The organism is Mycobacterium pinniadriaticum (assembly GCF_026242045.1).
Taxonomy (GTDB): Bacteria; Actinomycetota; Actinomycetes; order Mycobacteriales; family Mycobacteriaceae; genus Mycobacterium; species Mycobacterium pinniadriaticum.
Window position 1 is genome coordinate 15748 of the sequence record NZ_JAPJDO010000013.1, and the last position, 14226, is coordinate 29973.

Here is a 14226-nt window from a genome sequence, read left to right on the forward strand (position 1 = left end):
GCGGGCCGGCACGGTGCCGGCGCCGAACGCCAAAGGAGACAGACATGAGCAATGTGGCTACGCGGTCGCGGACGGCTTGGCCCGTCGACAAGTGGGTGCACGAGTTCTTCGGCCCCGCCGCGGCCAACGAATGGTTCCCGGCCGGCTTCAGCCCGGCCGCCGAGATCGTCAAGGACGGTGACGACGCGGTCGTGCGCCTGGAGATCCCGGGTGTCGACATCGACCGGGACGTCAAGGTGGAACTCGACCGTGGCCGCCTGGTCGTCAGCGGCGAACGTCGCGACGAGCACGCCGAAGACACCGACGGCCGCACCCTGCGCGAAGTGCGCTACGGCTCGTTCCGGCGTTCCTTCGCGGTGCCCTCACACGTCACCGCCGAGGCCGTCTCGGCGTCCTACGATTCCGGTGTGCTGACCGTACGTGTCGCCGGCGCGCACGCCGGCTCGACGGCGCAGCGCATCGAGATCGCCAGGTAAGCGCCGGCCATCACACCCGCGTTCCGGTGGACCGGCGAGGTCCGCCGGAACGCGGGTGGCTGTTCAGCGCCAGCGGTCGAGGATCTCGCGGGCGCGCACCGCGAGGGCGAACTGCCAAAACGGCCCGAAACTGATCCGCGCCACCCCGAGCGGGCCGAAGGACTCCGGGTCGTCGGACTCCGGTACCGCGATCGCGTTGATCGGCAGCGGAAGCTCGGTAGCCAACCGGCGCAACGTCTCCGGGTCATGGCGGCCTACCGGGTAGAGCACGTCGGCACCCGCCTGCGCGGCCTCGCGCAGCCGCGCGATCGCTCGATCCACCCGGTCGGCGTCGTTCCCGTCGCTGCGCAGGAACAGATCCGTGCGGGCGTTGACCACCACACGCACTCCGGCCCGGTCCGCCGCTGACCGCAGCGCGGCCACCAGTTCGGCGTGCTCCGCCGACGACCGCAGCCGCTTGCCCTCACTGTGCACGGTGTCCTCGATGTTCAGGCCGACCGCCCCGGCGCCCAGCAACCCGTCGATGAGCCGCTCAGCCGGCTGCCCGTAGCCCGATTCGATGTCGACCGACACCGGCGCATCCACGGCCGCGGTGATCTGGGCGACCCGGGCCACCACATCGTCGAAACTCATGCCCTCACCGTCGGGCTTGCCGACGGAGTCGGCCATCGGATGACTGCCGACGGTGAGCGCCGAGAATCCGGCGTCCACCGCCAAGGTCGCCGACCAGGCGTCCCACACCGTCGGAAGCACGACCGGATTTCCCGGCTGGTGCAGGGCCAACAACGCCTCGGCACGCTGCGCAAGACTGGACATTTCAGTCACCTCTCATCGTCGTGAGTTCGCCGGCCCGTGTAACGCGGCCGTCGCGCGGCCATTCCCGACGTGACCTGTCTCACGTTGGGATCCGAATGTGGCTAGCATCGGGTGTCGTACTGTGATCCATGACACCTTCGCACCCAGGGAGGTCCCGTTGTCCACCACCACAGAATTGGCCGAACTCCACCATCTGATCGGCGGATTGCGGCGCTGCGTGACCTCTCTGAGGGCACGGTACGGCGACGCTCCGGCAATGCGCCGAATCGTCAACGACGCCGAGCGCATCCTCAATGACGTGGAACTTCTTGATATCGACGCCAATGAGCTTGCCCTAACCCAGCAAACGGCAGTCGGCTCCGGGGAAAAGATCGGGATTCCGGATACTCCGTATGACACCGCCTTCTGGCGCGACGTCGACGACGAAGGCGTGGGGGGCCACAACCGACGCTGACCCCGATTTAACGGGGTGCCGTCATCTAGGTACCCTCCGATGAGTTCATGCGAAGGGGATCACAGTAGATGAGCGCACCTGCGGCTAACCGCCCTGCGACCGGCGTCTTCTCACCCGGCCGTGCCCAGATATCGCAACGCACCCTGCGGACCGACAACTGGCTGAAGTCACCCATCCTCATCGACCTGGGTTTCGCCGCGTTCGTCATCTACGCGACGGTGCGCGCGTTCCAGCGGGACCACTTCTTCGTTCCGCAGTACCACTACCTGACGCCGTTCTACTCGCCGTGCCTGAGCAAGGCCTGCGGCGAGGCCAGCGATTTCTGGCCGCAGATCCTGCCGGCTTCCGGGCCGCTGTCGTTGCTGCCCTACGCCTTCCTGTCGCTGCCGTTCCTGCTGCTCTTCCGGCTGACCTGCTACTACTACCGCGGCGCCTACTACCGCACGGTGTGGCAGGCCCCGACCGCCTGCGCGGTGGCCGAGCCGCACGCGAAATACACTGGGGAGACGCGGCTTCCGCTGATCATCCAGAACTCCCACCGGTACTTCTTCTACATCGCCGGCATCATCTCGGTGATCAACACCTACGACGCGATCGTGGCCTTCCACTCCGAGGACGGGCCCGGTGGCTTCGGATTCGGCCTGGGCAACATCATTCTGGTCGGCAATGTGATCATGCTGTGGGTCTACACGATTTCCTGCCACTCCTGCCGCCACGTCACCGGCGGGCGGCTCAAACACTTCTCCAAGCACCCGGTGCGCTACTGGATCTGGACACAGGTCAGCAAGCTCAACACCCGGCACAAGATGTACGCCTGGATCACCCTCGGCACCCTGATGCTCACCGATTTCTACGTCGCGCTGGTGGCCAGTGGCACCATCTCCGACCTGAGATTCGTTGGCTGACGCCCAGATCCATTGGCTGACGCATATATCCAAACCACAGCTCTAGCGAGGCGAATCAAATGACGGTTGAGGTCGAACGGCACTCCTACGACGTCGTCGTGATCGGTGCCGGCGGCTCGGGTCTACGCGCGGTCATCGAAGCCCGGGAACGGGGCCTCAAGGTCGCCGTGGTCACCAAATCGCTGTTCGGCAAGGCGCACACCGTGATGGCCGAGGGCGGCTGCGCCGCGGCCATGCGCAACGTCAACACCAAGGACAGCTGGCAGGTGCACTTCGGTGACACCATGCGCGGCGGCAAGTTCCTCAACAACTGGCGGATGGCCGAACTGCACGCGCAGGAAGCGCCCGACCGGGTGTGGGAGCTGGAGACCTACGGCGCGCTGTTCGACCGGACCAAGGACGGCAAGATCAGCCAGCGCAACTTCGGCGGGCACACCTACCCGCGGCTGGCACACGTCGGTGACCGCACCGGCCTGGAGATCATCCGCACCCTGCAGCAGAAGATCGTTTCGCTGCAGCAGGAGGACAAGGCCGAGCTCGGGGACTACGAGGCCCGGATCAAGGTCTTCCACGAATGCGCGATCACCGATCTGATCCTGGACGACCACGACGGCGAAAAAAGGGTGGCCGGAGCCTTCGGCTACTGGCGCGAGACCGGCAACTTCATCCTCTTCGAAGCGCCGGCCGTGGTGCTGGCCACCGGAGGTATCGGCAAGTCGTTCAAGGTGTCGTCGAACTCCTGGGAGTACACCGGCGACGGGCACGCCCTGGCGCTGCGGGCCGGCTCGGCGCTGATCAACATGGAGTTCATCCAGTTTCACCCGACCGGGATGGTCTGGCCGCTGTCGGTCAAGGGCATCCTGGTCACCGAGGGTGTGCGCGGCGACGGCGGGGTTCTGAAGAACTCCGAGGGCAGGCGCTTCATGTTCGACTACATCCCCGCGGTCTTCAAAGGCCAGTACGCCGAGACCGAAGAAGAGGCGGACAACTGGCTCAAGGACAACGACAACTTCCGCCGCACACCGGACCTGCTACCGCGCGATGAGGTGGCCCGCGCCATCAACTCCGAGGTCAAGGCGGGCCGTGGCACTCCGCACGGCGGCGTCTACCTGGACATTGCGTCGCGGATGACGCCCGAGGAGATCAAGAAGCGCCTGCCGTCGATGTACCACCAGTTCATGGAGCTGGCGGAGGTCGACATCACCAAGGACGAGATGGAGGTCGGCCCGACCTGCCACTACGTCATGGGCGGTATCGAGGTCGACCCGGACACCGGCGCGGCCGCAACCCCGGGGCTGTTCGCCGCCGGCGAGTGCTCGGGCGGTATGCACGGCTCGAACCGGCTCGGCGGCAACTCGTTGTCGGACCTGCTGGTGTTCGGCCGCCGTGCCGGGCTTGGCGCGGCTGACTATGTGCGGGGGCTGGCCAGCCGGCCGGCGGTATCGGAGCAGGCCGTCGAATCGGCGGCCGAGCTGGCCCTGCAACCGTTCAAGGGTCCGCAGGACGGCGCGCATCCGGAGAACCCGTACACCCTGCATGCCGATCTGCAGCAGACGATGAACGACCTGGTCGGCATCATCCGCACCCAGGGCGAAATCCAGCAAGCACTGGACAAGATCGAAGAGTTCAAGGTCCGCTACCGCAACGTCGAGTCGGACGGGAAGCGGGCGTTCAATCCGGGTTGGCACCTGGCCATCGACATGCGCAACATGCTGTTGGTCAGCGAGTGCGTGGCCAAGGCCGCGCTGGCCCGTACCGAGAGCCGCGGCGGGCACACCCGTGACGATCACCCGAAGATGGAGGCCGAGTGGCGGCGCACGCTGTTGGTCTGCCGGACCGAGGGTGATGCGGTCGTGCCGGACGTGTCGGTGACCAAGGAACTGCAGACGCCGATGCGCGAAGATCTGCTCGAGGTGTTCGAGATCGAGGAACTGTCCAAGTACTTCACCGACGAGGAGCTGGCGCAGCATCCGGGACGGAGGGCTCAGTGAGCTACCAGGCGAAGCTGCGAGTGTGGCGCGGCGACGACGACGGCGGCGGCCTGCAGGACTACTCGGTCGACGTCAACGAGGGTGAGGTCGTTCTCGACATCGTCCACCGGCTGCAGGCCGAGCAGACCCCCGACCTCGCGGTGCGGTGGAACTGCAAGGCCGGTAAGTGCGGCTCGTGCTCGGCGGAGATCAACGGCCGGCCGAGGCTGATGTGCATGACCCGGATGTCGACGTTCGAGCCGGACGAGACCATCACGATCACCCCGCTGCGCACCTTCCCGGTGATCCGCGACCTGGTCACCGACGTGTCGTTCAACTACGAGAAGGCTCGGGCGATCCCGGCATTCGCACCGCCGAAGGACCTGCAACCCGGCGAATACCGGATGGCCCAGGTGGACGTCGAGCGCTCGCAGGAGTTCCGCAAGTGCATCGAATGCTTCCTGTGCCAGAACGTCTGCCACGTGGTCCGCGACCACGAGGAGAACAAAGAGGAGTTCGCCGGCCCGCGCTTCCTGATGCGGATCGCCGAGCTGGACATGCACCCGCTGGACACGCTGGACCGCAAGGACATGGCCCAGGAGGAGTTCGGCCTGGGCTACTGCAACATCACCAAGTGCTGCACCGAGGTGTGCCCCGAGCACATCAAGATCACCGACAACGCGCTGATCCCGATGAAGGAGCGCGTGGTCGACCGCAAGTACGACCCGGTGGTGTGGCTCGGCAACAAACTGTTCCGGAAGAAGTAGCGCGAGCAGTCGCAAAAGCCCCCGACACGCCGATGTGTTCGGGGGCTTTTGCGACTGCTCGGCCATTGAAGGTTCCCGGCAGCCGAGACGTGGGTAGCCTCAAAAGCATGGGGACTGTACATAGCGTCAATGACATTCGCACCGCGATCCGCGAGCTGTCCGCCCGTGCCGAGTTGGCCCGCAAGGAGGGCCGGCCCGACGACGCAGCCGAGATCGAACGGCGCATTGCCGGTTATCGCGAAGAACTCGGCGAGAAACCCTAACCCGCAAGGCGGGGCCGGGCTGCGCTAGACGCCCAGCCTGCGGAAAGTGCTGCGGTGGAACACGATCGGTGGCACGTCGTGCACGGTGATCTCCGTGACCCGCAGGACGACGATGGTGTGGTCACCGGCCGGCACCGACTGTTCGATCGAACTCCGCATCCAGACGCTGGTGCCGTGCACGAACACCGCACCACTCTCGTGCGAGTGGGTTTCCAGCCCGGCAAAGCGGTCTCCGGTCTTGGCCGCCAGGGTGCGCGCCGCCACGTCGTGCGACTCACCGAGCAGGCTGATGCCCAGCGACGGCAGGTCCTTCAGCTTCGGCCAGGTCTCGGAGTTGTTCTGCACACAGAACGAGACCAGCGGCGGATCCAACGACACGGGCACGAAGGTGCTCGCGGCCAGCCCGACCCGGACCCCGTCCACCTCCGCGGCGATAGCGATGACACCGGACGGGAAATGACCGAACGCCTCACGCAGCGAGGCGGGGCTCAGTTCTGTGTTGCTCATAACACTTCCATCTTCACATGTGACGGTGCGCTGCGGCCACAGCAGGGTGGGACCTGGTTCAAATGCCCGTTGAGTAGCCTAAGGCCGTGCCGAACGTTTCAATCCTGTCCGTGCTGCGCGAACGCGCTGGTCTGACACCAGACGACGTCGCCTTCACGTTCACCGATTACGACCGGGACTGGAACGGAATCGCCGAGAGCTTGACCTGGTCGCAGCTGTATCGCCGGACCCTGAACGTCGCGCAGGAGATCAGCCAACACGGAGTACCCGGCGACCGGGCACTGATCATCGCTCCGCAGGGCCTGGCCTACGTCGTCGCGTTCCTGGGGGCCATGCAGGCCGGGTTCATTGCCGTCCCGCTGTCGGTACCGGTCCCGGGTTCGCACGACGAGCGGGTCAGCGCTGTGGTGACCGATACGTCGCCGACGGTGGTGCTGACCACCTCCGAGGTCTTCGAAGTCGCCGCGCAGTATGTGGACGACGGCGCCGCCGTGATCGCCACGATCGCGGTGGACACGCTCGATCTGGACGCCGAGAAAGCCGTCGACACCGAGGTACCCGACGGACCGGATATCGCGTATCTGCAATACACCTCGGGCTCGACGAGGCTACCGGCCGGGGTGATGATCTCGCACCGCAACGTGGTCGCGAATTTTGCCCAACTGATGGCCGAGTACGTGCCCCACCACGGTGGCAAGTTCCCCCCGGGAACCAGCCTGGTGTCGTGGCTGCCCTTCTTCCACGACATGGGTCTGATACTCGGGATCGCGGCACCGATCCTCGGCGGGTATCCAGCCGACCTGATGAGTCCGATCGCGTTCCTGTCCCGCCCGGTGCGATGGCTTCAGGCCATGGCCCGCCAGCCCAGAGCGTGGTCGGGCGCACCCAACTTCGCGTTCGACCTCACCGCACGGCGCGCCACCGACGACGAATTGGCGGCCCTCGACCTCAGCGGCGTCGTCGGCATCATCAACGGCGCCGAACGCATCCATCCCGAGACCCTGGTCAGATTCAACGAACGCCTCGCGCCCAACGGTTTCCGCCCGGAGATGATCGCGCCCTCCTACGGTCTGGCCGAGGCGACGGTCTACGTCACCAGCAGCGCGGCGAACCGGGTGCCGGAGGTGGCCGAGTTCGACCCCGTCGAGCTGTCCCTCGGGACGGCTGTCCCCAAGGCCGGCGGGTCACCGTTGTTGCGGTACCGGCTGCCGGTGTCGCCGCTGGTGCGGATCGTCGATGCCGACACCTGCCGGCTGTGCCCGGACGGCACCATCGGCGAGATCTGGACGCACGGCGAGAACGTCTCCGCCGGGTACTGGCGCAAACCGGAGCAGACCGGGTCCGCGTTCGGCGGGACGCTGCTCGACCCGCCCGCGGGCACCCCGGAGAGCGGCTGGCTGCGGACCGGTGATCAGGGCTTCGTCTCCGAGGGCGATCTGTTCATCGTGGGCCGCATCAAGGACATGCTGATCGTGCGTGGCCGCAACCACTACTCCGATGACATCGAGTCGACGGTGCAGAAGATCACCCGCGGTCGGGTGGCCGCCATCGCGGTGTCCGACGAGCAGACCGAGACATTGGTGACGATCGTCGAGCTGAAGAAGCGTGAAGATTTCGACGAATACGGACAAGTGAAAAACGATGTGATCGCCGCGATCTCGCGTGCGCACGGCCTGCAGGTGGCCGATATCGTGCTGGTGGAACCGGGGTCCATCCCCACCACCACCAGTGGCAAGGTCCGCCGGGCAGCGAGCATCGAGCAGTACCGCCAAGGACAGTTCGCGCGGTTGGATGCGTAGCTGATCTCGCCGATGTGGTTCACCCTGTTGGTGATGGCTGTCGCGGTCAGTCTGGAACCGTTTCGCATCGGGATGTCGGTGCTGATGTTGAATCGGCCCCGGCCCCATCTACAGCTTTCGGCCTTCTTGTGCGGCGGGTTCCTGATGGGCCTGACTGTGGGTGCGGTGGTGTTGTTCGCGCTGGAGTCCCGTATCCCCGCGTCGGCTCACTTCACCCTGCCCAGAGTGCAGATCGTCATCGGTGTGCTGGCCCTGCTGGCGGCAGCGCTCATAGCCGTCACCAAGGGCCGCGACCGCACCCCGCCGGCGTGGCTGAGCCGTCTGCTCGACGGTCAGTCACTGTGGGTGGCCGGGGTGGCCGGGCTGGGTATCGCGCTGCCCTCGATCGACTATCTGGCCGCACTGGCCGTCATCGCCGCCGGCGCAGCCGCCCCGGCTGTCCGGTTCGGGGCATTGCTGACGTTCAACGTGGTGGCGTTCGCGCTGGTGGAGATCCCGCTGCTGGCCTATCTGGTGGCGCCGCAGCGCACCCTTGCGGCCATGACCGCATTGCACGGCTGGATCCGTGCACGGCGCCGGCGTGAGGTCGCGGTGCTACTGGCTGTGGTGGGTGTCGTGTTGCTGACCGCGGGCCTACTCGGCGTGTGAACCGCCCGCGGCCTCAGTGCGCGCTCGGGCCGTGATTCAACACGTACTGCGCGCCGGCGAGGAGCTGCGACAGCGGATCGGCGCCACCGCCGAAGGCGGCCTGGGTGGCCGGCGCGGTGACGGCCGCGGGGTCGTAGCCGTTCACCGGATCCACCTCGATCGGCGCGGTCAGCGGATCGTCGTTGCGCGAATATCCGGAATCCACCATCGGTTTCAGCACCGCGTCCAGCTTGTTCAGGGTGGCCTCGTCCACACCGAGATATTTGAACGGCAAGACCAGCGGTAGGTGTTGTTCGGGGATCAGGTACGTCGTCGTCTTGGCTCCCCTGGAGTTGACGGTCGTCCGGATGTTGCGCGGCGGCACCATGCTCGGGTTGGTGAACGCGACGGCCGTATGCCCGGTCGCCAGGCCCACGACCGCGTTGGCAACCGCCATCCAGTTGTCCTGCCGGTCCGGCCAGTCGGCGATGCTGTCATACGCGGAGACGAACCGGTAGGAGTCGTACTGGCTGTCCACCGGGGGCGGAATCTTGTAGTCGAGTGCCGGGACGACGCTGCCGACCGGGAAGTTCTGGGCCAGGAAGCTCGCGCCGAAGGCGTGCGGGGCGATCGGATCGCCATAGGTGGCGAAGGACAACTGATCCGGTGGCGGGGCGTTGGGATCGGTGGCCAGCCGGTTCTGCACGGCGTTGAGCACCATCGCACCTTCGGACAGGCCGATCGCGGTCCCGGGACCGCCCGCGCGGATCGCCGCCAGGACGTTGCCCTCCCCCTCGTCGACCGACTCGCCGATGCTCGGACCGTCCAGGCCGAGGCCGGGGAAGTTGTCGTCCAGCCTGCCGATGCCCGGGAACAGCCGCTCCAGCGTGTGGCCCTGAACCTGGCCGGCGGGATAGTCGACGATCTGCCGGTCCAGGCCGGGGAACCAGTCCGCGCCGGTGCGCCGGATGTACTCGTCGTAGGGGATGCCCAGAACGTGAGCGCCGCCCAGGGCATATCCCCGGCCCGGCGTGCCCAGCGGGGTAGGCGTGGGCCCGTCGCCCTGCGACCCGCCGGGCGACGGCTGGTCGGCGGTGGCGACGCCCGCGGTCGCACACACGGTCAGCAGCGTGGTCACTGCCGCGACTAGCTTCTTCATGCCTTACCGCTCCCCTGTGATGTCACCCGTGACGGCCACCAGTTCGCCTTTCCGACCAGCGTAGCCATCGCGGGCACGGTGACCGTCCGGACCAGGAAGGTGTCCAGCAGGATCCCCACACCGATGACGAACCCGCCCTGCACCACGGTACCGATACTGGAGAACAGCAGTCCCCACATCGAGGCGGCGAAAATCACGCCCGCCGCGGTGATGACTCCCCCGGTCGACGACAGCGTCCGGATGACCCCGTAGCGCGTACCACCCGGTGACTCGTCGCGCAGACGCGAAGCGAACAGCAGGTTGTAGTCGGCTCCCACCGCGACCAGCACGACGAAGGCCAACGGCGGCACGGTCCAGTGCAGCTGCTGTCCGAAGAGGTACTGGAAGGTCAAGACACCGATGCCGAGCGCCGCGAAATACGAAAGCACCACGGAACCAACCAGATATAGCGGTGCGATGACGGCACGTAAGAGAAGCATCAACGTCAGCAGCACCACGATCATGGTGACCGCGATGATGAATCGGATGTCCTTCTGGTAGTAGTCGCGGGTGTCTCGAAGCGCGGCGGGATACCCGCCCATCGAGATGGTGGCGTCCGACAGGGTGGTGTTCGGCTGCGCCCCCCGGGCAGTGGCGCTGATGGCATCGACCTGATCCATCGCCGCGGGGCTGAACGGGTCCAGCTTGGTGAGCACCAGATACCGCACCGAGTGCCCGTCGGGCGAGATGAACATCTTGGCGGCCATCTTGAAGTCGGGCAGTTGCAGCACCTCGGGCGGAATGTTGAACCCGGCCATCGAGGGAATCGCGGTGTTCTGCTTGAGCGACAGGAGAAATGCCGCTGCCTGATCGAGCCCGGTTCGCATCAGCTTGATCTGGTCGACGACCTCGTCGACACCGTTGGCCACTTCCCGGCTCCCGCTGGCCGCGCGGTCGGCACCTTGGCGCAGTTTGGTGGTACTCGCCCTGGCGCCGCCGGGTGAATCCAGCCCCATCAGGTGCATCACTTTCGTGAGCCTGCCGAAAGCGGTGCTCAGCTGGTTCAGAGCGTCGTTGAGCGATTGCTTGTCCTGCATCGACTGCAGTTGCCCGGCCAAATCGTTGATCTCATCGAGGGTCCCGTCGTTACGCGCGTCGACAAGTTGCTGGAAGTGGCCCCGAGTCTCGGCACAGGACGGGTCGAGATCGCAGACCGCATTGCCGTGCAACGCCACCAACACCGGCCCCACCCAGGCGAACAGGTCCTTGACCGCCTGGACGTTGATGCCCATGGAGTTGCCGAGCCGGTTGATCGCATTGACGAGCTTGGCCGCGGTTTCGACATTCTTGACCAGCGTGTCGCCGCCATACTGGCCGCGGATCGCGGTGAATGCGTCAACCATCCCCTGGACGCCGGTGGCGATCTGGGTGACCTGGCCGCGCACATCACTCAGGTTGTTGGCGAGCGTGTCGGCGCCGCCGGCGAGCCGATTGAGGTCGTCCATGTTGTCGGCGATCACCGCCGAGCCGTCGCTCAACCGATCACCGACCAGACCCGCCTGATAGGTGGCCCTGAACTCTTTGGGCACCTCGCCCATCGGTCGGGTGATACCGCTGACCATCGCGATGTTCGGCAGTTGGCTGATGCGTTCGGCCATCTGCTCCAGATCCGCGAGTGACTGCGGGTTGCGCAAGTCGCGGGGCGAGCGGACCAGGACATAGGAGGGGATGGACTGGTTGAGGTCGAAATGGCGTTCCAGCGCCGCATACCCGACCGAGCTCGGGTCCCCCGGTGACACCGCCTTGCGGTCGTCGTAGTTGTATCGCGCCAACCCCGCAGAACTGGCGAGCAGGATCAGGATCAACACGCTCGCCACCAGGTGGACCCGCGGCCGTCGCACGATCCGGACTCCGGAGCGTCGCCACCACCGGGCGGTCAGCTCGCGCCGCGGTGTGATCCACCCGTGCGGCCCGGCGAGGACGATGATTGCCGGCAACAACGTGAGCGCGGCGAGAAAGGCGACTCCGACCCCGATAGCCGATGACACGCCGACGGTCGAGAAGACCCCCATCTTCGCGAAGCTGATCCCGAGGAACGTGACTCCGATGGTGGCGGCCGAGGCGGTGATCACCTTGCCCACCGAGCCCAACGCCTGCCGGACCGCCTCGTCGGAGGTTTCGCCGCGGCGCACGTAATCGTGGTAGCGGCTGATCAGGAATACCGCGTAATCGGTTCCCGCACCGGCGATCATCGCACTGAGCAGGATGATGGCCTGGTTCGATACCCCCAAGCCGGTCAGCTGGGAGATACCGGCGATCACCGACTGCGCGATCACCAGGGATGTCCCGATGCCGATCAGCGGCAGCAGCATGGTGATCGGGTTGCGGTACACCACAAGCAGTACGGCGAGGACCAGGACGGCGATCGCGATCTCAATCGGTAACCGGTCGCGTTGGCCGGCGACGGTCAGATCGGCCACGGTGGCCGCCGGCCCGGTCAGATGCACGTCCAGTGGACTGCCCGCGGTGTTCTGCTTGACGATATTGGCCACCCGGTTGTAGGCGGCATAGGACTGCGGGGTGCCCAACGCGCCCGCAAGCCCCACCGGAACCACCCAGGACTTATTGTCCTTGCTCGTCAAAAATGAACGCAGCGCCGGGGTTTGGACAAAATCCTGCAGCATCACGACGTCGTGCTGGTCTTCCCGCAGCGCGGCGACCAGCTTGCGGTATGTCGCTTCGTGGGCAGGATTCAGCCCGCGCTCATCGGTGAGCACCACCAGCAACAGGTCGTCGCCGCCGGGTTCGGAGAACGCTTCGGTCATCTGCCGGGCGGCGACACTGGACGGGGCGTCGCCGGGCAGCATGGCGAGCGGATGCTTCTGGGCCATGTCGTTCAGGCTCGGGAACGTCAGGGGTAGCGCCACTGCCAACGCAACCCAGAGCCCGATCACCGCCCAGGGCCACCGCACCACAAAATCGGCTAGCCGTCGCACTTTGTCTTCACCTGGCCGCCCTCACCCGTGTTCCGTGAGGTCTCGCTACCCAACGTGTCACCACTGCCCGCTGTCGGCCACCCGCCCGCACACCGACTTCATCGCCGCTATGTATCGGGCGACCGATTTCTGGGCGATCGGGTTGTCCGGAAACATCACCGCCATCGCGGTACCGGCCTCATACCGGAATATGTAGATCGTCAGCTGGTAGGAGAATCGTCCATCGGAATAGATGCCGATGTTGTTCGAATAGCCCATGTCAGCGGCCGCGAGGACGGCGTTGAGCGGCGCGGCGCCCCCGTGCAGGAAGTTCGAGACCGGGAAATTCGGCCGGGGCTTGTCCAACCAGGGCGCCAATTCCAGAACGCGGTAGTAGGGAACCCTGGCCAGGCTCAGGCCCGAATCAAAGGACGTCTGTGCCGCCCAGGCGGCCTCACCGAATGACGCGGCGGCGATCGGCACGGTGATGGGGACCAGGCCGGTGAACCAGCCCTGGGTCGTGAAATTGTCCGAAGTCCGGCGAGTATCCCTCGGAGTCAGCCCGTAATAGGTTGCCGCACCCGTGAACTCGTGTTCCACCATGGCGGTGCAGGCGAACAGGCCGCCGACGAAGCGGACGCCGGCGGCGGTGCAGGCCGCCTCGAATCTCACGGTCTGCTCGGCGTCCATCAGCATGTCGCCGGTCATGTCGGCCACCGTCGGTTCGGCCGGGTTGCCCAGCGGGAGCGGGAACTCGGGCAGGCTTCCGTTGTTGTCCTCGGCAAACTCGATCCAGGCTCGGACCTCCGGCGAATCGACGGTCAGATCCGCCGTGGACTCCCGCTCATGGAGACAGAATTCGTCGAAGCTGCCGGCCTCGGGCAGCGCCATCGGTTGCCCGGATATCGTCAACGACGTGTACATGCCGTGGGCCTCGAGCATGGTGATTCCGATCAGCGCCGCATCCCCGTGCACGTGGTCGATGCTGGCATAGAAATCGAAGTGATCAGCGCTCTGAACAATTCCGAAGGAAAAACAGCCCCATTCCAGCGGCGTGGGTATGTCGACAATATGTTTTCGGGCGTCTTCGGCGGCCATTTCGCCGTGGTCAATGGGCTCGAATTCAATATCGGCCGCATCGGTGATCGTTCGCCTGACAATATCCCCGGAGCCGGCGTACTCAAACCAGCTCCGATAGGTGTCGTGGCGGCGCAGGTATGCGTTGAGTGCGTGATTCATGGCGGAAATATCGCACTGGCCAGGAACTTCGCAGGTCGCGATGATCTGCCGCGAATAATCGAGTCCGGCGGCGTCCTGTTCGTAGACGCCGCGAATATGTTGGCCCTGCATATAGCTGACCGGCACCGAACTGACCGGCGCTTGCCGCGCCTTCTCCATAGCCGCATTTGTCGGGCGCCAGGAGATCACCACACCGGGGCTCGGCGACCAATCATCGATTGTGCCGATCGAAATCTTCCCGATATGCAATATTTTCCTCCCGGGTCGAAATGGCGACGGCCGGCGACCGG

The 14226-nt window shown here is 65.8% G+C and carries 13 protein-coding genes; 8 read left to right on the forward strand and 5 right to left on the reverse strand.

All coding sequences use genetic code 11. The features are described from left to right. Positions 1-44: 44 nt before the first annotated feature. Complete coding sequence (locus ORI27_RS16270) at positions 45-476, forward strand: Hsp20/alpha crystallin family protein (protein ID WP_265998075.1); 432 nt, start codon at positions 45-47, stop codon at positions 474-476. A gap of 63 nt (positions 477-539) precedes the next feature. Here the strand turns inward: ORI27_RS16270 and ORI27_RS16275 are convergent, their stop codons facing one another. Beyond that, positions 540-1292, reverse strand: a complete 753-nt coding sequence (locus tag ORI27_RS16275; RefSeq protein ID WP_265998074.1) for an isocitrate lyase/PEP mutase family protein — start codon at positions 1290-1292, stop codon at positions 540-542. Positions 1293-1449: 157 nt separating this feature from the next. On the opposite strand from ORI27_RS16275, the gene ORI27_RS16280 reads away from it, so the two are divergent. The 5 genes from ORI27_RS16280 (at position 1450) to ORI27_RS16300 (ending at position 5651) form a co-directional block, all read left to right on the forward strand. Continuing rightward, positions 1450-1746 (forward strand): hypothetical protein, encoded by a 297-nt coding sequence (locus tag ORI27_RS16280; RefSeq protein ID WP_265998073.1) that lies wholly within the window; start codon positions 1450-1452, stop codon positions 1744-1746. Between the two features lie 68 nt (positions 1747-1814). After that, positions 1815-2651 (forward strand): hypothetical protein, encoded by an 837-nt coding sequence (locus tag ORI27_RS16285; RefSeq protein WP_265998072.1) that lies wholly within the window; start codon positions 1815-1817, stop codon positions 2649-2651. A 59-nt stretch (positions 2652-2710) separates the two neighbouring features. Further along, the gene (locus tag ORI27_RS16290) at positions 2711-4642 is read left to right on the forward strand and encodes a fumarate reductase/succinate dehydrogenase flavoprotein subunit (protein WP_265998071.1); all 1932 of its coding nucleotides are present in this window, start codon (positions 2711-2713) and stop codon (positions 4640-4642) included. Next, complete coding sequence (locus ORI27_RS16295) at positions 4639-5388, forward strand: succinate dehydrogenase/fumarate reductase iron-sulfur subunit (protein WP_265998070.1); 750 nt, start codon at positions 4639-4641, stop codon at positions 5386-5388. Before ORI27_RS16290 ends, ORI27_RS16295 begins: the two co-directional genes overlap by 4 nt. A 107-nt stretch (positions 5389-5495) precedes the next feature. Further along, positions 5496-5651, forward strand: coding sequence for a hypothetical protein (locus tag ORI27_RS16300; RefSeq protein ID WP_265998069.1), 156 nt, complete (start codon positions 5496-5498; stop codon positions 5649-5651). Between the two features lie 24 nt (positions 5652-5675). Here the strand turns inward: ORI27_RS16300 and ORI27_RS16305 are convergent, their stop codons facing one another. Next, entirely contained in the window at positions 5676-6158 is a 483-nt protein-coding gene (locus tag ORI27_RS16305; protein WP_265998066.1) for a flavin reductase family protein, read from the reverse strand. A gap of 86 nt (positions 6159-6244) precedes the next feature. Here ORI27_RS16305 and ORI27_RS16310 point away from each other — a divergent pair, with 86 nt between their 5' ends. Together ORI27_RS16310 and ORI27_RS16315 are read left to right on the forward strand one after the other, a co-directional pair. Next, entirely contained in the window at positions 6245-7957 is a 1713-nt protein-coding gene (locus ORI27_RS16310; protein WP_265998063.1) for an AMP-binding protein, read from the forward strand. Positions 7958-7969: 12 nt separating this feature from the next. Beyond that, on the forward strand, positions 7970-8605 hold the full coding sequence (locus ORI27_RS16315) for a GAP family protein (RefSeq protein WP_265998061.1): 636 nt from the start codon (positions 7970-7972) through the stop codon (positions 8603-8605). A gap of 13 nt (positions 8606-8618) precedes the next feature. Here ORI27_RS16315 and pe read toward each other — a convergent pair whose 3' ends face one another. Genes pe through ORI27_RS16330 form a run of 3 tightly spaced genes read right to left on the reverse strand, consistent with a single transcriptional unit; the run spans position 8619 to position 14185 of the window. Beyond that, positions 8619-9743, reverse strand: coding sequence for an acyltransferase PE (gene pe, locus ORI27_RS16320; protein ID WP_265998059.1), 1125 nt, complete (start codon positions 9741-9743; stop codon positions 8619-8621). Further along, on the reverse strand, positions 9740-12718 hold the full coding sequence (locus tag ORI27_RS16325; protein WP_265998058.1) for an MMPL/RND family transporter: 2979 nt from the start codon (positions 12716-12718) through the stop codon (positions 9740-9742). Before ORI27_RS16325 ends, pe begins: the two co-directional genes overlap by 4 nt. Before the next feature lie 57 nt (positions 12719-12775). Further along, entirely contained in the window at positions 12776-14185 is a 1410-nt protein-coding gene (locus ORI27_RS16330) for a condensation domain-containing protein (RefSeq protein WP_323055614.1), read from the reverse strand. Between the last annotated feature and the right edge of the window lie 41 nt (positions 14186-14226).

Excerpts from the sequence above, each read along its gene's own strand:
- ORI27_RS16270 (WP_265998075.1), top strand. The coding sequence starts at position 45 with ATGAGCAATGTGGCTACGCGGTCGCGGACGGCTTGGCCCGTCGACAAG.
- ORI27_RS16275 (WP_265998074.1), bottom strand. The coding sequence starts at position 1,292 with ATGTCCAGTCTTGCGCAGCGTGCCGAGGCGTTGTTGGCCCTGCACCAG.
- ORI27_RS16285 (WP_265998072.1), top strand. The coding sequence starts at position 1,815 with ATGAGCGCACCTGCGGCTAACCGCCCTGCGACCGGCGTCTTCTCACCC.
- ORI27_RS16290 (WP_265998071.1), top strand. The coding sequence starts at position 2,711 with ATGACGGTTGAGGTCGAACGGCACTCCTACGACGTCGTCGTGATCGGT.
- ORI27_RS16300 (WP_265998069.1), top strand. The coding sequence starts at position 5,496 with ATGGGGACTGTACATAGCGTCAATGACATTCGCACCGCGATCCGCGAG.
- ORI27_RS16305 (WP_265998066.1), bottom strand. The coding sequence starts at position 6,158 with ATGAGCAACACAGAACTGAGCCCCGCCTCGCTGCGTGAGGCGTTCGGT.
- ORI27_RS16315 (WP_265998061.1), top strand. The coding sequence starts at position 7,970 with ATGTGGTTCACCCTGTTGGTGATGGCTGTCGCGGTCAGTCTGGAACCG.
- pe (WP_265998059.1), bottom strand. The coding sequence starts at position 9,743 with ATGAAGAAGCTAGTCGCGGCAGTGACCACGCTGCTGACCGTGTGTGCG.